Annotated in this window: 19 protein-coding genes; 13 read left to right on the top strand and 6 right to left on the bottom strand. The window is 57.8% G+C overall.

From position 1 onward, the window contains the following. Positions 1 to 8: 8 nt before the first annotated feature. The 3 genes from GOX45_RS08755 to GOX45_RS08745 all read right to left on the bottom strand — a co-directional run bounded on the left by GOX45_RS08755 (position 9) and on the right by GOX45_RS08745 (position 2,999). The gene (locus tag GOX45_RS08755; RefSeq protein WP_171099961.1) at positions 9 to 623 is read right to left on the bottom strand and encodes a TadE/TadG family type IV pilus assembly protein; all 615 of its coding nucleotides are present in this window, start codon (positions 621 to 623) and stop codon (positions 9 to 11) included. Then, positions 610 to 1,107, bottom strand: coding sequence for a TadE/TadG family type IV pilus assembly protein (locus GOX45_RS08750; RefSeq protein ID WP_254430663.1), 498 nt, complete (start codon positions 1,105 to 1,107; stop codon positions 610 to 612). The genes GOX45_RS08755 and GOX45_RS08750 overlap by 14 nt, the downstream gene beginning before the upstream one ends. A gap of 68 nt (positions 1,108 to 1,175) precedes the next feature. Then, positions 1,176 to 2,999: a pilus assembly protein TadG-related protein gene (locus tag GOX45_RS08745; RefSeq protein ID WP_171099956.1), complete on the bottom strand. Its 1,824-nt coding sequence runs from the start codon at positions 2,997 to 2,999 to the stop codon at positions 1,176 to 1,178. 337 nt (positions 3,000 to 3,336) lie between these two features. Here GOX45_RS08745 and GOX45_RS08740 point away from each other — a divergent pair, with 337 nt between their 5' ends. From GOX45_RS08740 to rpoD, 8 genes are all read left to right on the top strand, one after another. After that, positions 3,337 to 4,767, top strand: coding sequence for a Glu/Leu/Phe/Val dehydrogenase (locus tag GOX45_RS08740; RefSeq protein ID WP_171099954.1), 1,431 nt, complete (start codon positions 3,337 to 3,339; stop codon positions 4,765 to 4,767). 256 nt (positions 4,768 to 5,023) lie between these two features. Further along, a complete protein-coding gene (locus tag GOX45_RS08735; protein ID WP_171099952.1) occupies positions 5,024 to 6,277 on the top strand; it encodes a sarcosine oxidase subunit beta family protein in 1,254 nt (417 codons plus the stop codon). A gap of 55 nt (positions 6,278 to 6,332) precedes the next feature. After that, entirely contained in the window at positions 6,333 to 6,596 is a 264-nt protein-coding gene (locus tag GOX45_RS08730) for a sarcosine oxidase subunit delta (protein ID WP_171099950.1), read from the top strand. Continuing rightward, positions 6,593 to 9,526 (top strand): sarcosine oxidase subunit alpha family protein, encoded by a 2,934-nt coding sequence (locus tag GOX45_RS08725; protein WP_171099948.1) that lies wholly within the window; start codon positions 6,593 to 6,595, stop codon positions 9,524 to 9,526. The genes GOX45_RS08730 and GOX45_RS08725 overlap by 4 nt, the downstream gene beginning before the upstream one ends. Further along, the gene (locus tag GOX45_RS08720) at positions 9,519 to 10,064 is read left to right on the top strand and encodes a sarcosine oxidase subunit gamma family protein (RefSeq protein ID WP_171099946.1); all 546 of its coding nucleotides are present in this window, start codon (positions 9,519 to 9,521) and stop codon (positions 10,062 to 10,064) included. Before GOX45_RS08725 ends, GOX45_RS08720 begins: the two co-directional genes overlap by 8 nt. A gap of 35 nt (positions 10,065 to 10,099) precedes the next feature. Then, the gene (locus tag GOX45_RS08715) at positions 10,100 to 10,396 is read left to right on the top strand and encodes a hypothetical protein (RefSeq protein ID WP_171099944.1); all 297 of its coding nucleotides are present in this window, start codon (positions 10,100 to 10,102) and stop codon (positions 10,394 to 10,396) included. Between the two features lie 80 nt (positions 10,397 to 10,476). Then, a complete protein-coding gene (gene dnaG, locus GOX45_RS08710; protein WP_171099943.1) occupies positions 10,477 to 12,423 on the top strand; it encodes a DNA primase in 1,947 nt (648 codons plus the stop codon). Positions 12,424 to 12,537: 114 nt separating this feature from the next. Then, on the top strand, positions 12,538 to 14,526 hold the full coding sequence (gene rpoD / locus GOX45_RS08705; RefSeq protein WP_171099941.1) for an RNA polymerase sigma factor RpoD: 1,989 nt from the start codon (positions 12,538 to 12,540) through the stop codon (positions 14,524 to 14,526). 195 nt (positions 14,527 to 14,721) lie between these two features. Here the strand turns inward: rpoD and GOX45_RS08700 are convergent, their stop codons facing one another. Continuing rightward, positions 14,722 to 15,684 (bottom strand): AraC family transcriptional regulator, encoded by a 963-nt coding sequence (locus tag GOX45_RS08700; protein ID WP_254445959.1) that lies wholly within the window; start codon positions 15,682 to 15,684, stop codon positions 14,722 to 14,724. Between the two features lie 396 nt (positions 15,685 to 16,080). Here GOX45_RS08700 and GOX45_RS08695 point away from each other — a divergent pair, with 396 nt between their 5' ends. From GOX45_RS08695 to ribD, 5 genes are all read left to right on the top strand, one after another. After that, complete coding sequence (locus tag GOX45_RS08695; protein WP_171099935.1) at positions 16,081 to 16,518, top strand: thiol-disulfide oxidoreductase DCC family protein; 438 nt, start codon at positions 16,081 to 16,083, stop codon at positions 16,516 to 16,518. After that, positions 16,508 to 17,068: a DUF4166 domain-containing protein gene (locus tag GOX45_RS08690; protein ID WP_171099933.1), complete on the top strand. Its 561-nt coding sequence runs from the start codon at positions 16,508 to 16,510 to the stop codon at positions 17,066 to 17,068. Before GOX45_RS08695 ends, GOX45_RS08690 begins: the two co-directional genes overlap by 11 nt. Positions 17,069 to 17,563: 495 nt before the next feature. After that, entirely contained in the window at positions 17,564 to 17,977 is a 414-nt protein-coding gene (locus tag GOX45_RS08685) for a secondary thiamine-phosphate synthase enzyme YjbQ (protein WP_171099931.1), read from the top strand. Between the two features lie 121 nt (positions 17,978 to 18,098). Continuing rightward, positions 18,099 to 18,569: a transcriptional regulator NrdR gene (nrdR, locus tag GOX45_RS08680; protein ID WP_171099929.1), complete on the top strand. Its 471-nt coding sequence runs from the start codon at positions 18,099 to 18,101 to the stop codon at positions 18,567 to 18,569. Beyond that, on the top strand, positions 18,566 to 19,666 hold the full coding sequence (gene ribD, locus GOX45_RS08675; protein WP_371808962.1) for a bifunctional diaminohydroxyphosphoribosylaminopyrimidine deaminase/5-amino-6-(5-phosphoribosylamino)uracil reductase RibD: 1,101 nt from the start codon (positions 18,566 to 18,568) through the stop codon (positions 19,664 to 19,666). Before nrdR ends, ribD begins: the two co-directional genes overlap by 4 nt. A 3-nt stretch (positions 19,667 to 19,669) precedes the next feature. On the opposite strand, the gene GOX45_RS08670 is transcribed toward ribD, so the two are convergent. Both GOX45_RS08670 and GOX45_RS08665 read right to left on the bottom strand, forming a co-directional pair. Beyond that, a complete protein-coding gene (locus GOX45_RS08670) occupies positions 19,670 to 21,676 on the bottom strand; it encodes a capsular polysaccharide biosynthesis protein (RefSeq protein WP_171099927.1) in 2,007 nt (668 codons plus the stop codon). Beyond that, the gene (locus GOX45_RS08665; protein ID WP_254444393.1) at positions 21,673 to 22,791 is read right to left on the bottom strand and encodes a polysaccharide biosynthesis/export family protein; all 1,119 of its coding nucleotides are present in this window, start codon (positions 22,789 to 22,791) and stop codon (positions 21,673 to 21,675) included. The genes GOX45_RS08670 and GOX45_RS08665 overlap by 4 nt, the downstream gene beginning before the upstream one ends.

Below are 22,791 nucleotides of genomic sequence, written 5' to 3'. Positions count from 1 at the left end.
TAATTGTCTTAGCCAAGCTCAATATTACAGTTGCTCGCGAGAGGATCGACAACGATTTGATCGAAGACCCGCGGATGCGTAAAGACGATGTTATCCATTTGAAAGAAATCTGCCCCAAACCCCAATTTGAACGGGCGAATGTAGGTGTTTGTGGTTTCCACAACGATCATCCGTCCCTTGTCCGGCATAACAGGCAACGACGCTTTCATGCCCTGGATGTTTGCCTGACTCCATTCCTTGCCCTGGTAGACGGCTCCCCTGACACATGACCATTCCAAATCAAGCTGGTCACCTGTCTGTTGATAGATCAAATATGTGATTCGTATGGAAGAATCCGTACGCTGCGACACCATGTTTTCAAACACCGCGTGCAGGTTTGTAAAATATGCGGTATTGACCTCTGACCGCTCACGGGACACGACGTCCGCCAGAGCATAGGCGGCCTTCAGATTGCGTCCGCTTTGGCGATAGCCGTCAAAGAATGTGAAAGACGCGAACATCGACCAGAACAGAAGCGGCACCATAAGCACAGCTTCGATCGTAATACCGCCGTCTTCACAACGACGAAATCGTTTGAAGAACCGCTTGAGTGATGCGCGGGGATACTGGTTACGCAGGCTCATGAACAAATACCGTGGTTGCGTGAAGTTCGTATGTTCCTGACGCCCGAGTGGCGGTCAGCTGCCCCAACATCGAGTTCAACCAAACCGGGTTGGCCTCGACACAGGCCCGAATAATCATCAACTCATTCGATGCTCCGGGGACGAAAACCTGATCTTCGGGTTTCCGGATGTCTTCTGCGGTATTGACGCAAAACGGGGTCGGATCCAGGTTTTGACCGACAAACGGATCAATGGACCGCATTTCCAGTTTCAGGTTCGTTTCGCAGTTTTTGATGTATCGCGCCTTATCGCAAATGATGTCTTTGAGCATGTCATGCTCCCAGGTGGCACCTGGTGAGGTATCGTATTTGTCGATGTTGTTCAGGCGGACATCGCGGATCACTTCGTCCAGAGCTCGTTCAAGATTGGCGTGATTGAAGGCCATCAAGCCCATATCTACACCTGAATAGGTGACAGCCATGTAGAACGGCAACCAAAATACCATTTCAATGGCCTGGCTTGACCCGTCTTCTTCGCGCCGGAATCGACGTAAATAGTTGCAGACGCGCCGGATCATTGGGTCAGCCTCAGGTTCTGGATGCTCGAGCCAATAGATGCGAATACGTCAATAATCTGGGTGCCATCAGCCTCGTAATAGGCGCCGTCGGCGGTCGCGCAATCCTGCAGCAGCGGCTTGACCCCGTCTGGTGCTTCGAAGGCAATCGAGAAGATAACGATCCGCTCCTGTTCCGCGTCCGCGCACAGCGACCGAACACGCGGGTCTTTGTCTGATTGTCTCAGTTCATCAGAGGACGCGTTGAACCATGTGTTGGCAAAAGTGCGACCGTATGCATTGTCCAAAAGGTCGTACATATAGTTCTTTGTTGTACGCTCCCACATTGAGGGCCAGTCGACTGAAACCACGGGTACCGCCGCGTCGAAGTTCGGAACCGGTTTGTCGCGCTGGTAAGAATAGTTGTAGCTGGTACAGCCATTGCTATCCCCGGCAGAGCATCGGATCTGACGATAGGTTGGTGCGGCACCATAGGCATCTGGCTGCACACGCTCGCGCGCCCAATAGAAGCCACGTGTGCTATCATATTCGTACAGATCAACTGTAGGCCACAGGAAATCCGGGTCCGAAGGATCAGTAATCGGAAGATTCGGCAGCGAATAGGTGGACGTGGTCGAGCTATAATAGAAACCCGAAGCGTCTTCGTGATAAGGTGGCAGAACCATGTGCTGGCGGGTGTTTTCACCATCCGTCATCAACACGACAACCTTCAAAGTATCCGCTGTTCCATTCGGTGCAGGGCGGTCCGAGAATTCATTCGGGATCGCACCAGTCGCAGTGATGTTGCTAATCAACGGCTGCATGGTCTCATCAAGCAGTGCAAGCCCCCATTTCAGGCCAACGTCAATTGATGTCCATCCGTAGGCTTCCATAGCGTTGATCCGCTGTTTGAGCACAGTCGCGTCTTTTTGCAGGATGGTCATTTCGCGCTGACCGGAATTGTTGCCATTCCCGATATTGTGGTTGTTAGACAGGCAGATGCGCTGGTCGTTCACAATACCACCGCTGGGACGTCGGTCATAGTTGCCAGAGTCGGTGAAGTACAATGTCTGCGGGATCGAGGGGCCGCCTGAATGGTAGTTGAAGGCGGTGGTCGAGAAGTCTGATGCAGCAAAGTCGATGCAGTTTGCATAGTCGTTGCGACCAGTCGTATTGAGGCGGCTCATCAGGATATCGGGAACCGATACCTGTTCCGAATAAGGAATAATCGAGATCGAAAGTTTGCCGTCTTCGGATTTTGTGGTCATTTCGTCCACAAAATCGGTGGCCGCTTTCTGCAAATTCGCCAGCTTGGTGCCCGCCATCGACCCAGATACGTCGAGAACAAGTGAGATTTCCACGTCACCGATGGATTCTTCGGCCACGCTTGCTGCGGCACTGGCGATGGTGTCGACACCTCTCCATTTCATGAAGTGCATTTCAACGTCGATATTGGCCTGAGCCTCTACACGACGATATCCTTGCAGAACAACAGCTTGCGAACCGCAAACATCAGGTGTCACTATGGGATCGCCGACCAAGTATTGATCCAGACCTTCTTTGCTTAGGTAGTCGACGACCACATCTTTGGGGCAGAGGTCTTGATCAAGGTCGGCTGCCGCAAGAACGGCGCGGTCCAAAGCGTATTGCAGTCGGGCCCGTTCACGATCAAAACGCATCACGTCCACCGCGAACCCGGCGGCTGTGAAGATCACCAAGATCAGGAAAATTGTCAAAATGGTCATCGAACCGCTGTCCGATTTTCCGAACGACCTCAGGCGGCGCAACGCGCTGAAGTTCTGGGTCATACCATTTCGTTTCGACTTCCAAACAAACTTATTCATAACGAATTCCTCTGCCGGCCGGGCACAATGCTGCCAGTGGTTGGCAACTCAATCAAAATATTCCGGGAACGTGGCGAGATTTGGGCGCTATGGCAGCTGAAACCTCAAATTTGGTCTATTTATGTGGGTATTACACGAGTAATCACAGGCTTTGTTTCGCGCCCTGAGACAATGGCGAGGTCGAGGTTAAAGAAGTCTTAACAAAACGACTCAGCTCGACCGGGCGTAATACTCGCTTCACCTTTTGATGAAAAAAAGTGCACTTGGTGATTGCTGTATCCGTAAAGCGGTGCGACAAAACGCCATGACCAACTGACCTGCCGGCACGGAGGATTTGATGACCAGTGTTCAGGAACCCAGTTTTCGGGAAAGCGTTGATTTAATGTTTAACAGGGCGGCCTCATTGATGGACCTGCCGCCGGGGTTGGAAGAAAAGATCCGGGTCTGCAATGCGACCTATACCGTGCGGTTCGGTGTGCGCCTTCGGGGAGAGATACATACATTCACCGGATACCGCTCGGTCCATTCCGAACATATGGAACCGGTTAAAGGCGGTATTCGCTATGCGCTGGCCGTCAATCAGGATGAGGTCGAGGCGCTGGCGGCGTTGATGACCTATAAATGCGCGCTGGTTGAGGCACCGTTTGGCGGCTCGAAGGGGGGGCTGTGTATCGACCCCCGCAAATATGAAGAGCATGAGCTGGAACAGATCACGCGACGCTTTGCCTATGAGTTGGCCAAGCGCGACCTGATCAACCCCTCGCAAAACGTCCCAGCGCCGGACATGGGCACCGGCGAGCGGGAAATGGCCTGGATGGCCGATCAATATGCGCGGATGAACACAACCGATATCAACGCGCGTGCCTGCGTCACCGGCAAGCCTTTGAATGCCGGTGGTATCGCCGGGCGGGTCGAGGCGACCGGGCGCGGCATCCAATACGCGCTGCGCGAGTTTTTCCGCAATCCGGAGGATGTGAAAAAGGCGGGCATGTCCGGCAGTCTGGATGGCAAGCGCGTGATCGTGCAGGGCCTGGGCAATGTGGGTTACCACGCGGCCAAATTCCTGAGCGAAGAGGACGGGTCTCTGATCACCGGTGTCATCGAATGGGACGGTGCGTTGTACAACCCCGATGGCATCGATGTTGAGGCGGTTCGGCAATGGATCGTCAAACACGGCGGGGTTAAGAACTATCCCGATGCCACGCATTCGGCTGAAGGTGGCGCTGTTTTGGAGGAAGAATGCGATATCCTCATCCCGGCGGCACTGGAAGGGGTGATCAACCTGTCCAATGCTGACCGGATCAAGGCACCGCTGATTATCGAGGCTGCAAACGGCCCGGTGACGGCCGGTGCGGATGAGGTTCTGCGCAAGAAAGGCACCGTAATCATTCCCGACATGTATGCAAATGCGGGCGGTGTCACTGTATCCTATTTCGAATGGGTCAAGAACCTCAGCCATATCCGCTTTGGTCGCATGCAGCGTCGACAGGAAGAGGCGCGGCACGAGTTGATTGTCAGCGAACTGGAACGCCTGGACCGTTATCTTGGCGGGGCATGGTCGATGTCTCCGGACTTCAAGGCCAAATACCTGAAGGGTGCGGACGAGCTGGAACTGGTGCGCTCGGGCCTCGATGACACCATGCGGATCGCTTATCAGGCGATGAGCGAGGTTTGGCATTCTCGTACTGACGTCGATGATTTGCGCACAGCTGCCTATATCGTCGCCATTGATCGGGTTTCGAAAAGCTATCGGGCGAAGGGCCTGTAACCGGGTTTTCAAATCGCGTCTGGGCCGGAAAATGCGGCCCGGGCGCGGGCCGTTTTTGCTGCGCAGAGTTGCACTTGGCAAAGGGCATTCCGTGAGCGGGCAGCATTTGGGCCGCTCAATACGCATTCTTCAGATTCAGTCAAAATCAGTCGCGCACAGACCAGTCCGGGTCGAAAACAGAGGCGGATTGAGATTCGTCGCTTGCTAGTGCTGGCCCAAGTTGGTTTTCTGCCGACTGAGCTGCACGGAGGTTTGAATGCGGTTTTCCGGCTTGCGCGTCCTCAAAGAAGGTTTGACCGGCAACAAGGGGTGGACGCCGCATTGGCGCGATCCCGAGCCGAAAAGCGAATACGACATCCTTATCATCGGTGGCGGCGGTCACGGGCTCAGCACAGCTTATTATCTGGCCAAGGAACATGGTTTGACCAATGTCGCCGTGCTGGAAAAGGGCTATATCGGCGGTGGCAATGTTGGCCGGAACACGACGATTGTGAGGGCCAATTACTTTCTGCAAGGCAATTCCGAGTTCTACTCGCATTCGCTGAAACTCTGGGAAGGGCTTGAGGAAGACCTGAACTACAACGTCATGCATTCGCAACGCGGCATCATCAATCTGTTCCACTCGGACGGGCAGCGCGATGCAGCGGCGCGGCGAGGGAACATGATGATCAGCCAGGGGGATGATGCGATCCTGCTGAACCGTGATCAGCTGCGCGAGATGCTGCCCTATCTGAACTATGACGATCTGCGCTTTCCGCTCTATGGCGGGCTGTATCATCCACGCGGCGGTACAGCACGGCACGACGCGGTGGCCTGGGGTTACGCCCGGGGTGCGGATCAGCGCGGAGTGGACCTGATCCAGAATTGTGAAGTGACCGGTATCGATATCGAAAACGGCGCGGTGCGCGGCGTGCAAACCACGCGTGGGCCGATCCGGGCCAAGAAAGTGGCGATGGTTGCGGCGGGTCGGTCGGGGCAGGTGGCGGCGATGGCCGGGATGCGCCTGCCGATTGAAAGCCATGTGTTGCAGGCCTTTGTGACCGAAGGGCTCAAACCCTGCATCGATCATGTGGTGACCTTTGGTATGGGGCATTTCTATATCAGCCAGTCGGACAAGGGCGGGTTGGTGTTTGGTGGCGACCTGGATTTCTATGCCTCCTACGCAGCGCGTGGCAATCTGCCCACGGTCGAAAGCGTGATGGAGGCCGGAGTGGCGCTGATGCCGATGATCGGTAAGGCACGGGCGCTGCGATCCTGGGGCGGGATCATGGATATGTCACCAGACGGCTCTCCGATCATCGACCGGACGGGGATCGAGGGGCTTTATCTGAACTGCGGCTGGAACTATGGCGGGTTCAAAGCGGTTCCGGGGTCCGGAAACGTGTTTGCCCATCTGATCGCGACGGATCGGTATCATGAGAACGCAACCGGGTTCCAACTGGATCGCTTCCGCACCGGGCGCGGGATCATCGATGAAGAGGGCAAAGGCTCTCAACACAATCTGCATTGAGGGCGGTGATGTCGGATATCCGTATTTTTGACAAGAAGAAGCAAGGGGCGCGGCTATGAGGATCACCTGTCCGCTTTGCGGAGAACGGGATCGGCGCGAGTTTTACTATCGCGGCGCGGCTGTGGATCTGGCGCGTCCTGAACCGGATGCGGGCGAGGCGGCCTGGGACGAATTTGTCTATCTGCGCGACAACCCGGCGGGCATGACACGCGAGCTTTGGTACCATGAGGGCGGCTGCGGTGCCTGGATCGTGGTCACGCGCGATACGGTCACGCATGAGATTTCAGGCACGGATATGGCCTCAGGGGTGAGCGCATGAGGATTGCGGGCAAAGGGCTGGTTGATCGCAGTCAAACGGTGCCGTTTGTCTTTGACGGTGTGCGCTATGAGGGTTTTGAGGGCGATACGCTGGCCTCGGCCTTGTTGGCCAACGGCATCAAGCTGATGGGGCGGTCGTTCAAATATCATCGCCCGCGTGGCGTTTTGACGGCGGGAAGTGAAGAGCCTAACGCGCTGGTCACCGTTGGTGCAGGCGCGGCTCAGGAGCCAAACGTCCGGGCGACGATGCAGGAGATTTACCCGGGCCTTGAAGCGCGCGGCCAGAACCGGTGGCCGAGCCTGGGGTTCGACATGATGGCCGTCAACGATCTGGCGGCGCCGTTTCTGGGGGCGGGGTTTTATTACAAGACTTTCATGTGGCCCAAGAGCTTTTGGGAAAAGCTCTATGAGCCGATAATCCGGCGCGCTGCCGGGCTTGGGGCTTTGTCCGGTGAGGACAATGCGGACAAATACGAAAGCGCTTATGCCTTCTGTGATGTTTTGGTCATTGGTGCCGGGCCTGCCGGACTGATGGCCGCTCTGACGGCTGCACGAGCGGGGGCGGATGTGATCCTGGCGGATGAGAACGCGCGGATGGGGGGGCGTTTGCTGGCCGAGACCTATGAGGTGGATGGCAAGCCGGGTCCTGTTTGGGCGGATGAGGTTCTGGCAGAGCTGCATAGTATGGGCAATGTGCGCTTGATGACGCGCACGACTGTCGCCGGGGCTTATGATCAGGGCACCTTTGCCGCGCTGGAGCGGGTGTTGCATCATACTGATCACCGCCCGCGCGGGGCGCCGCTGGAAACCTATTGGCGGATCGTGGCAAAACGCTCGGTACTGGCGGCTGGGGCTTTGGAACGTCCCATAGCCTTTCGCGACAATGACCGACCGGGGATCATGACCGCAGGGGCTGTGCGCGCCTATTTGAACCGCTGGGGCGTCAGCCCGGGCCGGAACGTCACCATCTTTGGCAATACGGACGACATTCACCGAACCGCGCGTGATTTGCTGGAGGCCGGGGTCCATGTGGCTGCGGTCATCGACAGTCGCCATGATGCGCCGGGCTCGGATGACTATGAGGTGCTGCGCGGTGCGCAGGTCTGTGGCAGCGCCGGTCGCAAGGGACTGGAGTCCATCACCGTACGGCGGGCCAGCGGTGAGGACCGCATCCAGACCGATTGTCTGGCCATGACCGGCGGGTGGAATCCTTCGGTCCATCTGACCTGTCATATGAATGGCCGTCCGACCTGGCGCCGCGAGATCGAAGCCTTTGTGCCGACACCGGGTGCGGTGCCCGGGATGGTGACGGCAGGCGCGTGCAACGGAGCCTTCTCGACCGCGGCCTGCCTAGAGGAAGGGATTGCCGCAGCGGAGTCGGTGCTGGGTGATCTGGGCAAGACAGCGCCAAAAATCGCCGTGCCGCAGGCCGAGGATACGCCATATGAGATCGCGCCGCTCTGGGCTGTGCCCGGCAAAGGGCGGGCCTGGCTGGATTTCCAGAATGACGTCACGGTGAAAGACGTCAAACAGGCTGCGACTGAAAACTTTCGGTCGGTCGAGCATATGAAACGCTATACCACCCAAGGCATGGCAACGGACCAGGGCAAGAACTCCAACGTGGCGGCGCTTGCCATTTTGGCTGATGCCACCGGGCGCGGAATACCCGAGACCGGGACCACCACGTTCCGTCCGCCCTATTCTCCGATCGCGATTGCGGCTTTGGGAGCAGGCGCCGAAGGCAAGGGGTTCAAGCCGCAGCGCTTTACCACGTCGCATAAGGCAAGTGTGGCGCGTCAGGCGCCGATGGTTGAGGCGGGGCTTTGGTACCGGCCCAGCTATTTCCCCAAAGAGGGTGAGAGCAACTGGCGGCAGTCCTGCGACCGAGAGGTCAATATGGTGCGCCAGACGGTTGGGGTCTGTGATGTCTCGACCCTGGGCAAGATCGACATTCAGGGCCCGGACGCGGGCGCATTTCTGGATTTCGTCTATACCAACATGTTTTCGACCCTGAAGGTGGGGCGCACCCGTTATGGCTTGATGCTGCGCGAGGATGGGCATGTCATGGATGATGGTACCACCGCGCGGCTCGGTGAAACGCATTATCTGATGACCACCACCACCGCCGCTGCGGGTGACGTGATGAAGCATCTGGAGTTCGTGCATCAGGGCCTGCGCCCGGATTGGGATGTCAGTTTCACATCGGTCACCGAACACTGGGCGCAATTTGCGGTCGCAGGGCCGAAATCACGCGAGCTGTTGAACGGGATCCTGGACATGCCGCTGGATGATGACAGCTGGCCCTTCATGGCGTGCGGCCCGGTGTCGGTTCTGGGCGTCCAGGGGCGGCTGTTCCGCATCTCATTCTCGGGCGAGCATGCCTATGAGGTCGCAGTGCCTGCGCGATATGGCCCAAGCCTGTTCGACATCCTGACCAAACGGGCCGAGGCATTGGGTGGTGGGCTCTATGGGATGGAAGCGTTGAACGTTCTGCGCATCGAAAAGGGCTTTATCACCCATGCGGAAATTCACGGGCGCACCACTGCCTACGACATCGGAATGGGGCGGATGGTGTCGCAGAAGAAAGACTGCATCGGCAAAACCATGTCGCAACGTGCAGGCCTGGAAGAACCCGGGCGCGAACGGTTGGTTGGGTTGAAGCCAATTGGTGAAAGCAAGCAGTTGCTGGCCGGTGCGCATCTTTACAAAGAAGAGGCCGAACCGGTGCGCAGCAATGATCAGGGGTACCTGACCTCGGTCTGTTACTCGCCGACGCTGGGCTCGATGCTGGGGCTGGGTTTTCTGGCGGATGGGCCCGAACGATACGGTGAGGTTGTCAAAATGGTCGACCATCTGCGTGGCGTGACCACACTGTGCGAAGTGGTGAATCCGGTATTCTTTGACCCCGAAGGAGGGCGCGTGCGTGGATAAGCTGAGTGCCAATACGCCCTGCGATGGGCTGCTGCCACTGACTGTTGGCTCCGTGACGCTCAGCGAGGTCGACGCCGGGTCAATCCATTCGATTTCGGCTTTCAAGGGAAAGCAGAAGCAGGTGTCCGATACGCTCAAAGCGGCGCATGGGATGGCATACCCGGCGGCCAACCGGGCAACGGGCAAGGCTGGTGCTCGGGCGATCTGGTTTGGCCCTGCGCACGCGATGCTGATGGGGCCCGCGCCTGATGATGCACTGGCCGAAAACGCGGCCGTCGTGGATCAATCAGATGCTTGGGCGGTTGTTCGGATCGAGGGTGCGGGTGTCGAAGACGTCTTGGCACGTGTCACACCTGTCGATCTGCGCAGCACGCGGTTCAAGCGCGGCCATACCGCACGGACGTTGTTGTTTCACATGACGGCATCGATCACGCGCATCGGTGACACCGCGTTTCAGATCATGGTCTTCCGGTCCATGGCCGAGACGCTGGTTCACGATTTGAAAAGGGCGATGGAAGGCGCTGCCGCGCGCGGCTAAACTGCCCTGAACGAAACGAATCTTCGGAGACCCCTATGTTGCGTATCGCCTGTGTTGCGGCCCTGTTGGCCACCCCTGTGGTTGCGGAAGAAACCAAGGAACAAAGCTGCAAGTTTCAGGCTGATGTTGTAGCCGCGATTCAACAGGCGCGGCTGGATCGGGTGAAGGAACGGGATGTGCCACAAGCGGTGGCGGACAGCGGCCCCACGTGGCCCGAGAATTACAATGCCGCGATCCCGCTGATCACGCCTTGGGTCTATGAACAAAAGATGCGCGATGTGCGTAAGAAAGACCTGGGTGCTGCCTGGCTTGAGCTGTGTCTGCAGCAATAATCCACAGGCACTGCATTTCGCTGTGGACAACCCTGCGCGCGCCCCTTGGCGCGCGTTTGCAATTCTGGCAGGTTTGATCCATGTCACTACCCCCCGGTTTTCTGGATGAATTGCGCACTCGCCTCAGCCTTTCTCAGGTTGTGGGGCGCAAGGTCATGTGGGACCAGCGCAAATCCAATCAGGGCAAGGGCGACATGTGGGCGCCGTGCCCGTTTCACCATGAAAAGACGGCTTCGTTCCACGTCGATGACCAAAAGGGGTTCTACTACTGCTTTGGCTGCCATGCCAAAGGTGATGCAATCAGCTTTGTGAAAGAGACCGAGAATGTCTCATTTATCGAGGCGGTTGAGATTCTGGCGCGCGAAGCCGGGATGCCGATGCCCGCGCGTGATCCCAAGGCGCAGCAGAAACAGGACCGACGCGCGCAACTGGCGGAGGTCATGGAGCAGGCGGTGCAGTTTTTCCGTCTGCAGCTGAAAACCGGGGCAGGGGCGGGTGCGCGCGATTATCTGAACCGTCGGGGGCTGGACGGCGACGCCTTGGATCGGTGGGAGATCGGGTTTGCCCCGGATGGCTGGCAAGGGCTTTGGGATCATCTGACCGGCAAGAACGTGGCCGAGGATCTGATCCTGGGGGCAGGGCTGGCAAAGCCGTCGAACAAGGGCAAAAAGCCCTATGACACTTTCCGCAACCGGATCATGTACCCGATCCGCGACTCGCGTGGGCGCTGCATTGCCTTTGGCGGTCGGGCGATGGACCCTAATGACAATGCCAAATACCTGAACTCGCCCGAGACCGATCTGTTCGACAAGGGCCGCAGCTTGTATAACCACGGCCCCGCGCGGCAGGCGGCGGGCAAGGGGCAGCCTCTGATCGTGGCCGAGGGCTATATGGACGTGATCGCCCTGGCTGAGGCTGGGTTCGGGGCTTCGGTCGCACCGCTGGGCACGGCGATTACCGAACATCAGTTGCAGTTGCTTTGGCGCATTTCAGATGAGCCGATCATTGCTCTGGATGGTGACACGGCGGGTCTGCGCGCAGCGATGCGGGCCGTTGATCTGGCTTTGCCATTGCTAGAGGCTGGCAAGTCGCTGCGCTTTGCCTTGATGCCCGAAGGCAAGGACCCTGATGACCTGCTTCGCGCTGATGGGCCCGCAGCGGTGCAGACGGTGTTGGATGCTGCGATCCCCATGGTCAAACTGCTCTGGCAGCGCGAGACCGAAGGCAAGGTTTTTGACAGCCCCGAGCGCAAGGCGGCATTGGACAAGGTCTTGCGCGACAAGATCAAGCTGATTCGCGATCCTTCAATCCGGTCCCACTACGGGCAGGAAATAAAAGACCTGCGCTGGCAATTGTTTCGTCCGCAGAGACAATCGCCCAATCGGCCCTGGCAACCGCGCGGCAAGTGGCAGCCCAAGCCAAACGCGACACCGGGTGCGCGGGCGTCTTTCCTGGCCTCGTCGGAAAACGCAGATATACAACTGCGTGAAGCCGCCATTCTGGCCATTGCCATCCTGAATCCTGAGGTCGTGGTACAGTTTGAGGTCGAACTGGAAGACATGGAGTGCCAAAACCCCGATCACGCTGCCTTGCGCGCGGCGATTTTGCGCCATGCGATAGACGACCCTCAGAACCTTCAAGACCACATCGTGGAAACTTTGGGGGCCGCGCCCCTTGAAAACCTGTTGGCCCTTCGCCATGTCGCTGTGATCCCCTGTGTGTACAAGCCAGGCGACGTTGAAAAGGCTCAGATGACGCTGGCCGAGGAACTCGCAAAGATCAAAGCGCTCCGGGGGTTGGATGCTGAGATTGCCGAAGCGGCAGAAGAATTGTCTGATCTGACGGATGAGGCGTTGACCTATCGGCTGGCGCAGGCCGCCGAGGAGCGCAATCGCGCGAGCCGCAGTCAGAATGAAGACAAGGCCGTGTTCGACATCGCCGACAATGGGGCGCGAATCAACCGCGACGAGAAAGACGCGTTTGAAGCCATCATGTCGGGTATCAATTTCGAAAGGAAACGCCGGTAAAGTGGTGTTTTCGTAAGGCACTGGAAAAGAAAAACAGGTAAACGGGTGGCCGAATCAGATTCACGCGCTAATGATTCGGCTCTAACGAATCACCCATCCCTGCAGGAGCATTGAATGGCCGCCAAGGATACGAACGAAGAACGCAAATCCGACGAGCAGGAACAGGAAATCTCGCTGGACATGAGCCAGGCCCAGGTCAAGAAGATGATCGCCGAGGCCCGCGAGAAAGGCTACATCACATATGACCAGCTGAATCAGGTTCTGCCACCTGATCAGGTCAGTTCGGAACAGATCGAAGACGTGATGTCGATGCTGTCCGAAATGGGCATCAACATCATCGAAGATGAAGAGGCCGAAGAAGAAGAGAACAAAGGCTCGACCGAACTGGTCGCCGCCGAGGGCCCGCGCGAGGTTGCGCTGGCCGGGGCGCAGACCGAAAAGCTGGATCGCACCGATGACCCCGTCCGCATGTATCTGCGTGAGATGGGCAGCGTCGAACTGCTGAGCCGCGAGGGCGAGATCGCCATTGCCAAGCGGATCGAGGCCGGTCGCAATACGATGATCGCCGGTCTTTGTGAAAGCCCGCTGACCTTCCAGGCGATTACGATCTGGCATGACGAACTTCTGTCCGAAGACATCCTGCTGCGCGATGTCATCGACCTGGAGGCCACGTTTGGAAACCAGTTGGACGAAGACGGTGACGTCGAAGAACCGGTTGTTGATACGTCGAAGGTTCAGGCGGCCAAACCTGCCAAGGACGAGGGGCCCGAGCTGGATGCCGATGGCAATCCGCTGAACAATGACGACGACGATGACGACGACGATCAGGCCAACATGTCTTTGGCCGCGATGGAAGCGGCGCTGAAAGATCAGGTTCTGACCACGCTGGAACGGATCTCGACCGATTTCGCTATGTTGAGCGAAATGCAGGACAGCCGGATCTCGGCCACCCTGAATGAAGACGGCACCTTTAGCGACAAAGACGAGGCGACCTATCAGAAGCTGCGTTCTGAGATCGTTGAACTGGTGAACGGGCTTCACCTGCACAACAACCGGATCGAAGCGCTGATCGACCAGCTTTACGGCATCAACCGTCGGGTCATGTCGCTGGACAGCTCAATGGTGAAACTGGCCGACCAGGCCCGCATCAACCGTCGCGAGTTCATCGACGCCTATCGAGGGCGCGAACTGGACCCGAACTGGCTGGCCGAAATGGCAGAAAAGCCGGGCCGTGGCTGGCAGATGTTCATCGAGCGCTCGACCGCCAAGGTCGAAGAGCTGCGCGCAGATATGGCGCAGGTCGGTCAATATGTTGGTCTGGATATCCCTGAATTCCGCCGCATCGTTCAGCAGGTTCAGAAGGGCGAAAAAGAGGCGCGGCAGGCCAAAAAGGAAATGGTCGAAGCCAACCTACGCCTGGTGATCTCGATTGCCAAAAAGTACACGAACCGTGGTCTGCAATTCCTTGATCTTATTCAGGAAGGTAACATCGGCCTGATGAAGGCGGTGGACAAGTTCGAATACCGTCGCGGCTATAAGTTCTCGACCTACGCGACCTGGTGGATCCGTCAGGCTATTACCCGCTCGATCGCGGATCAGGCGCGCACGATCCGTATTCCGGTCCACATGATCGAAACGATCAACAAGCTGGTGCGCACCGGTCGCCAGATGCTGCATGAAATCGGACGTGAGCCGACGCCGGAAGAACTGGCCGAAAAGCTGCAGATGCCGCTTGAGAAGGTCCGCAAGGTGATGAAAATCGCCAAAGAGCCGATCAGCCTTGAGACCCCCATCGGGGACGAGGAAGACAGCCAACTGGGTGATTTCATCGAGGACAAGAATGCTGTGCTGCCCCTGGACAGCGCCATTCAGGAAAACCTCAAGGAAACCACCACCCGGGTTCTGGCCTCACTCACACCGCGCGAGGAACGGGTTCTGCGGATGCGCTTTGGCATCGGCATGAACACCGACCACACGCTGGAAGAGGTTGGACAACAGTTCAGCGTGACCCGCGAACGGATCCGTCAGATCGAAGCAAAAGCGTTGCGCAAGCTGAAACATCCCAGCCGGTCGCGCAAGCTGCGGTCGTTCCTGGATCAATAAGGCAAAAGGTGCTGCGGCGCCTTTTTCTTTGCCTTGAAACGGGTAACAGGCTGCGCTTGATCTCACGCTGGCTGAACCACGCATCAAATTGGCGAGAACTCACAAGACCTGCACCGTCGCGATTTCTATATCGCGGCTGTCCACTCATGGGACGGGCCGGGGCGAGGTAATTTTGCCGACGACCCCCGGCCGCAGTCAATCCGTGTTCAGCGGGTGCTCGACCCGTTTGCGAAAGGCGGTTGGGGCCTGACCCGTCCAACGCTTGAAGGCGGTCGAAAACGCGGCCTGATCGGAATAACCCAGCGAAAACGCGATTTCGGAGAGCGCCATTCCGTTCTTGATAAACGTCTGCGCCAGATCACATCGAAGGTCTTCGACAATCTCGCGATAGGTTGTGTCTTCTTCAGCCAGCCGCCGCGCCAACGTCCTAGGGCTCAGGCCCAATTGCGCGGCCGCGTCATCGGCGTGAATGATGGTTCCGGGCATCGATTGGGTTATCAATCCTTCTACCTTCGCCCGCATCTGTTGTTGGGGCGAACGCCGCTCGGCCAGTAAACGCTCGCCATATTCCAGCAGATGCGCCCGCAGGCTGGGCTCGTAGGTTGGGATCGGCGTGTCCAGAGACGGCAGGGACAGGATGATCTCCATCCGCTCGGCACCAAAGGTTACGGGGAAACCGCCGATCTTTTCATAGGCCTGCGCCTGTTGCCCCACTTCGTGCTCGAACCGGATCTCAAGGGGATGCAAGTCCGTCTGCGTCAGGTTGCGCATCCGGGCGATGGCCGCAAACATCAAAAATTCGGTCCTTCTGTGGTACCGGCGAAAGCTTGGGTCCTTCCAATCCACTTCGAACACCGCAGCGTTTCCGGTAGAGCGCAGGGCAAAGCTGAGTGCAGGATCGATCATCCAATTAAAATAACACGTGTTTTCAAGTGCTTGCCTGAGGTCGCGTGAGTATTTGCTGATATAAGCCGTCACACTTGAAGAGACATCGAACCCAAGACCTGCTTGCGCCGCAAATGTGATATTTTGCAACGCGTCGCAGGCATGGCGCACGAACAGTGCCTCTTGATGCGCGCTATAGCTGGTTGCGGGCGCTGATATCTGAATACGGGACAGGCCGCTTTTCTGTAGCACTTGATCCGTTGTGTCAGGCATGCCGGATACCTGATCTAAACTACGGGTCAGTACCTGAATTCTGGAAATATCGACGTCCATATCCACGCAATCTGATTTTTGAAATCAATTTCGATATTAGCGAGTAGTAGCTGCAGTGGGCCAGCTTTTTGAATCGCTTAGCGGTCCCGGGCAATTAATTGGCTGGAAAACACAAGATTTTGACTGATTGGCGCATGAACGTACTGTAAGGGACGCATAGATACGGGCTGCTGTCGGGTCAGTGCCTTATGGGGATGAGGCCAGAGCCCAAACAAGCGGCCCACCAAGCCAGCTTTCCGGGTTCCCCGACACGCCCTTACCCTATCTGTCGCATTGTCGGTCCGGGTGTTTCATGACAGCTTGAAACGGTAGGAATGCGTAGTCGCGGGCCATTTTATGACGAAGACGCTGGAAGACTATTGCGCTGAAAAGGCAAATCTAATCGTCTTTGATGGCGAATGCGTCCTGTGCTCAGGATTTTTCCGGTTCATGTTGACCCATGATCGCCACCACCGGTTTTCTTTTGCAACAGCGCAATCAGCTTTGGGGCAACGCCTCTATACGCAGTTGAACCTGCCAACAGGCGATTTTCAAACGAACCTCGTTTTTGTCGACGGGCAGGTCTATGAAAACCTCGACGCGTTTGCTGCTGCGATGCGGGCCTTACCGGGCGGGTGGCAGATCTTGTCTTGGTGTCGGTTTTTGCCGGGCTTCATAAAGACGCCGCTTTACCGTTTGATCGCCAGCAACCGGTATTGGTTCTTCGGGCGGTCGAAGGTCTGCTTAATGCCCGATACCGCGATCCGGGCCAGGTTCGCTACGGATGGATTTTGAAACTTTGAAAGACCCGTTCTTGCAAGTGCTTGGTGAGTTTCACGCTTTACCTGATGCGCTTGCGGTGCTGCACAGCCGGTCTGGTCGCTTTTCGGGCCGCTGCGAGGTCGTGCGAGGCGAGGGGTGGGTCGTGGGTACTCTGCTCGGATTAGGTCGCTTTCCCAAATCGTCTCCGGACCAACCCGTGTCCCTGACTATCGAGCGTACAAGCTCTGAATGGGTGTGGTCGCGCGATTTCGGCGGCCACAAGACGGTTTCTCATATCCGGTTGGACGCGCATACCGGCTGGGTCAAAGAGGAAATCGGCAATATTCGCATCTGGTTCAAACCTCGTTTTGAAGCCGGGATGTTGCATATCGATATCAAGGCGCTTTCGGTGTTTGGGCTTCCATGTCCGTCTTTCCTGTTGCCCCGGTCCGCCTCGATTGAATTTGCGGATGAGGAGGGGCGTTTCGCATTCGACATCTCAGCGCGCGTGCCTGGTCTGGGCCTTTTGATCCGATACAAGGGGTGGCTGACACCCGATCACTTTTTCCCTGCGGAGTGCTGAAAGGATTGTGATGTCGGTCGCGGTCTAAAATCGGGCACTATATTTGCGGTAGGATTGGTTAGCAAAGGACACAAGTACGATGAAAAATTTGGTTCTTGTCACATGCGCAGCGGTGCTTTCCCTCAGCGCCAACGCATCGTTTGCAGTGGGAGCGTTCGGGTTCGATGCAAACGCGATCAGCGACACAGAATTCGAAGTTATTCCACGAACAAGAAAAGATATCGATGGGTATTGGTGCGAAGCATCCGATTTTGCACGTCGGATATTGGGGGCCAGTTGGCAACAACAGATCTATGTTTTGCGCGGTTACGGTCCCAGTGTTACAACAAATCGTCGCACGGCCGTTCAGTTTTCATTGACCAAACCGACAAACACCGCTCAAGAAGGCAGCGGCGTTTTTTCGGGTTTTCGTCCCGGAGACAGTATGTCGGTGCAACGGGCAAACACGCGCTGTACCCGTATTCGCATCAATTCCTGAACGGGTAGCAAAAGCAGGTGCAAACCGAGTTTACAATTCAGACACGCGGCGCTGGGCTATATGAGTTCACGACCCAAGTGCGTGCTTGGGTCAATCATCAGCCCAGCGACGGGTTGCTGACGCTGTTTGTGCGACACACCTCATGCTCGTTGTTGATACAGGAAAACGCAGATCCCGAAGTTCAGACGGACCTGCAGGCATTTTTCGAGCGGCTTGTTCCACCGACCGATGACCCCTCAATGTCGTATCTGCGGCACACTTACGAAGGGCCGGATGATATGCCGGCCCATATCAAGGCGGCAATGATGCCGGTCAGCCTGTCGATCCCAGTGGCATCGGGTGTGCCTGTGTTGGGAACATGGCAGGGCATTTACCTGTTCGAGCATCGCAGCGCGCCTCATCACCGTCGCGTTGCAGCTCATTTCGCGTGACCCCTTTATGTAGCGGTGAACATTTCCGACTACCCAAATCCTAGCGGCTGCCCTATAGTTGTGGATAAGTAGGCCGCAGCGCTTACAACAAAAGGCGGAACTAGGGACGAGGAGACGGCGGATGCGCTGCCCGTTTTGCGGAAATATCGACACTCAGGTCAAGGATTCACGCCCGGCAGAGGATCACGTCGCGATCCGCAGGCGCCGGTTTTGCCCCGCATGTGGTGGCCGGTTCACGACCTATGAACGGGTGCAGTTGCGCGATCTGGTGGTCATAAAGACCAATGGCAAACGCGAAGACTTTGACCGCGATAAGCTTGAGCGTTCAATCCGCATCTCGATGCAAAAACGCCCGATCGAGCCGGACCGCATCGATCAGATGATCTCGGGCATCGTACGCCGCTTGGAAAGCATGGGTGATACCGACATCCCGTCCAACAAGATTGGTGAGATCGTTATGGAAGCTCTGGCCCGGATCGACACTGTGGCTTATGTTCGGTTTGCAAGTGTCTACAAGAATTTCCAGGCGGCCGACGACTTTGAAGAGTTTGTGCACGAGTTGCGACCGCCGCAGCCAACCTCGGACGAGTGACCGCAGAAGATAACCGATACATGGCGTTGGCCCTGTCACTGGGGCGGCGAGGTCAGGGGACGTGTTGGCCTAACCCCGCTGTGGGTTGTGTCATTGTGCGCGACGACCGGATCGTTGGCCGCGGCTGTACACAGCCCGGTGGGCGCCCGCATGCAGAAACCCTGGCGCTTGCGCATGCGGGCACCAAGGCTCGTGGGGCCACAGCCTATGTTTCGCTGGAACCTTGTTCCCATCACGGCAAAACGCCGCCCTGCGCACAAGCATTGATCGACGCAGGGGTCGCGCGTGTTGTTTCCGCCATCGAAGACAGTGATCCACGCGTTGCGGGCCAGGGTTTTGAGATGTTGCGCGCCGCTGGGATCGAGGTTGAAACCGGTGTTTTGGCCAAAGAGGCGGCGCAAGATCACGCCGGGTTTTTTCTGAAGACCGAACAAGGCCGCCCGTTTTTGACGCTGAAACTGGCAAGCAGCTTTGACGGACGTATCGCTACAGGCTCAGGCCACAGCCAGTGGATCACGGGCCCAGCTGCGCGCCGCGCTGTCCACGCCATGCGCGCGCGCCACGATGCGGTGATGGTGGGGGCAGGGACCGCGCGCGCGGATGACCCCGCGCTGACGGTGCGGGATATGGGCGTCACCCATCAGCCAGTGCGCGTTGTCGTCTCGCGCCATCTGGATCTGCCGCTGATGGGTAATCTGGCACGTACGGCCAAAGAGCATCCGGTTTGGATCTGCCACGGTCCGCATCCCGATCCCGACCGCATTCGCGCGTGGGAAGGGTTGGGAGCAAAGCTGATCCCGTGTGCGTTGGAGGACCATCACCTTGATCCCAGCGACCTGCTGCAACAGCTTGGCAATGCAGGATTGACCCGCGTGTTTTGCGAGGGCGGGTCGGCTTTGGCGGCCTCACTGCTGGCCCGTGATCTGGTGGATGAATTGGTGGGATTCACCGCAGGTCTTACCATCGGTGCCGAAGGTCTTCCTGCCATCGGGGCGCTGGGATTGGACAGTTTGGACAACGCCGCGCGGTTCCAATTGATCGAGACGCAGACGGTAGGCCCAGACATCCTGCATCGCTGGCGCCGCGCGAACGACTAGACCTCAGCGCCAAAGATTTGCATGGGTCGCGAATGTACCCTGTAATTTCGACAATAACCTGTTCAAAAGACCGATAGACGGATCGGGCCCGTTGGCCAGCCGTTCAACGACAACCTCGACCGGGCAGGGCATGCCTGTCACCGGATCAAGATAGCGCGGATAGTCGATCAGCGTGGCGTGAATCAGCCCGGCCAGCGTAGGCCGCGCACCGCGACGAGCGGGCACACCGCCCAAATCGGTGGTCAGCCCCCATCCCGCATAAAATGGTGCGCCCAGAGTGGTCACCGGGATCTCGCGTAACAGGGCCTCAAAGCCCAGCAGTGAGGTCATTGTCCAGACCTCGTTCACATGCTGCAAAAGGTCAGCAGGATCCGTGTGGCGCAGGATCACATCCGCAAGACCTTGGGTCTCGACTGCTCCGTCCCGCAACCCTGCTTCGACATCTGGGTGTGGCTTATACAGGATGACCGCATCCGGGTTGGCATCCCGAACAGCCTGCAACAGCGCCAGATTGCTGCGCACCTGGCTCGTTCCCAAACGGATCGAGGCGTCGTCTTCCACCTGCCCTGGCACCAGAATCCGATGACCCTCGGGCAGAGGCGGTGTCGGTTGGCCGATATTGTATTTGCTCAAGCCAAACTGGCGCAGCTGAGTGATCAGTGCTTCGGCCCGCAGCTGTTGATCGGATCGCAGAGCTTCCCGTTTGGTGATCCAGTGTTCCAGCTGGCTGGGCCGGGTCGGGTCATAGTAAATGCCCTCGTTATCCGTGACCAACGACAGCGGCGGTACAAGCTGAGCCCCCAATCCACGCGACCGCAGAAATCCATCCTCGACCCGCGTGACGGCCGATGCTTCGCCCGAGCGGCTGGCCCAGACCATGTGCGGCTGGTTCGGGGTGCCTTCTGTTGCGGCGGTAAACCTGACTTTCTTGTACCGGCCAAACATCCGTTGCAGATGCGGGCGCTTCCACAGACGCATGCCCGAGGCGGTCCAGCCCTTGTGATCCGCATGCCAACTGCGCGTTTGCGCCTCAAGCGTGTCGAGCACCATTTCCAGTTCACAAAGTTGGTCGCGATAGGGGTCGTACCAGGTGGGATAGAGGATCATCGCGGCAGCAAAAAGTTGCGCTCGGGTCAGGCTGCGCTGGCGCCGAGGCAGCGGGTCTTCATCCTGCGTCAGGCCCCAACCCGAATAAAAAGGCTGACCAAAGACGCGCGGCTTATGCCCCGCCAAAATCGCCTCGAACCCCAGCTGCGAAGACAGGGTATAGACCCCAACTGCCCCCTCCAAAAGCGCCCAGGGACTTGCAGGGGTTTCCAGCAGTGAGATGCGCTGATTTTCGTCCTCGGCGGTGAAAAAGCCCGGGCGATGCCCCGCAGATGTTTCAGGATGGGTTTTGATCACAACCTGCGCACCGGGGTTTTCCTCCTGTGCCATGACCAGCATTTCAAGGAATCTGGCCCGTGTGCCGCGATTTGCAGTGACCGAGGCATCGTCGCGGGTCTGGTCGACGACCAGAACATATCCGGGCTCGGGCAGTGCGGTGTCGTTGTCGAAGGCAGAATACTTGCTGAGCTGCAATTCCTGCATCCGGGCCATCGCACCGCGCGCGCGGTTCAGCAGAGCAGTATCGTCCAGCGGTTCATTGACCAGAAGCTGCTCCAGGTCCGACGGCGTTGACGGATCGAAATGCACCCCGGATCTGTCCAGCAGCAGTCCCAAAGGTGGCTCGCCGCCGCGCCCCGGGTGCAATGACCGCAGAAACGCATCCTCGACGCTCAGCACTGGCGCTTCGTGTTTCTGCGCCATGCCCAAACCGCGATGCGCTGTCGGGCTGTTTCCCCAAACGCCAACCCAGTCGCCCTGGCCCGGCACCCCCAAGCGGATATCGTAGCCCGACAGAGACAGAATGCGCCGGACGCGCCGCTGGGTCAGAAAACCGCCATTGTAAACCAAAAGCCGGGACCGTTTGGTCCCGGCCTGGGTATCCGTTGCAGGATCGGGCGTCATCCGCCTGTCAGGGTCGTGATATTGGCAAAGGGTGTCAGGCCACCGGCGATCAGAGAGACCGATTTACTCCACTGGGCGTAGGGGGCTTCAGTCACATAGATCGTATCGTCGTCACGGATGACAAAATCACGGGCCACGAATAGACCATTGGGTGCAGTCAGGTTCAACAGATAGATCACACGCTGTTCACCTTGCAAATTGGGCTGCCCCATCACATTGCGGGCGACATCCTCACGCTCATTACGCAGAACAAAAATACCGGTAGGGTCCGAGGACAGCGACTGCAAGCCACCAACTTGAGCCAGAGCTTCGAGTGCTGAAAGATCCTGACTGTCGAACGCGACGCGCGACTGCCCGCCAGTGGCCCCCAGCGCGATATAGGAGCGGCTGTCTTCTTCCACCAGGATACGATCACCGCCCCGCAAGGCGATGTCGGTGGTTGGCATACGAAACAGATCGTCGTACCAGATTGTTCCCTTCTTTCCGTCGCGGATGACCGTGACCAGGGCAATGTCGGTGGCGACCGTAACACCGCCTGCACCGGCCAGCATGCCCGAGAGGGTCCGTGTCGGATGTTCGATCGGATAAAGGCCCGGCACGCCGACTGCGCCAGTCAGAGATACAGCAGAGCCGTTGCCAGGCGCGCGGCTGATCTGGACCTGCGGATCAGGGGTTTGATCTTCCAGCTTGCTCGAAATCAACATGCGCAATTGTTCAGGCGTATTACCGGCTGCGCGGACACGACCGGCGTAGGGGACAAAGATAAACCCGTCTGCATCCACCTGAACACCTTCCAAACTGGTTGCGTTGCTGGTCTCGCCTGACAACAGGCCGTCATCCACATTTTCCCAGATTGTAAGGCTAAGCACGTCGCCCGGACGCACCGTATCTGCCGTCACGCTTTGTGCATTGCGGAAATCATGAGAAAACCCATATTGCGGAACGGTCGACGTGGCGCGCGCAACGCGATCATCGACTTCAACGACGAAGGCGTTGCCGCCATTCGCGGTCGATCCTGCCAGAATTTCTGTTTTGTTCGGCCCTGCCTTTGGCAGCTGACATGCTGCCAAAACTCCGCAAACAGCTGCTATCGCAGCCATGCGCGCCCATCGCAT

Origin of the sequence: Ruegeria sp. HKCCD7255, from assembly GCF_013031565.1 — a bacterium.
In the GTDB taxonomy this organism is placed as follows: Bacteria; Pseudomonadota; Alphaproteobacteria; order Rhodobacterales; family Rhodobacteraceae; genus Ruegeria.
This window is presented reverse-complemented; position numbering and strand designations above follow the sequence as displayed.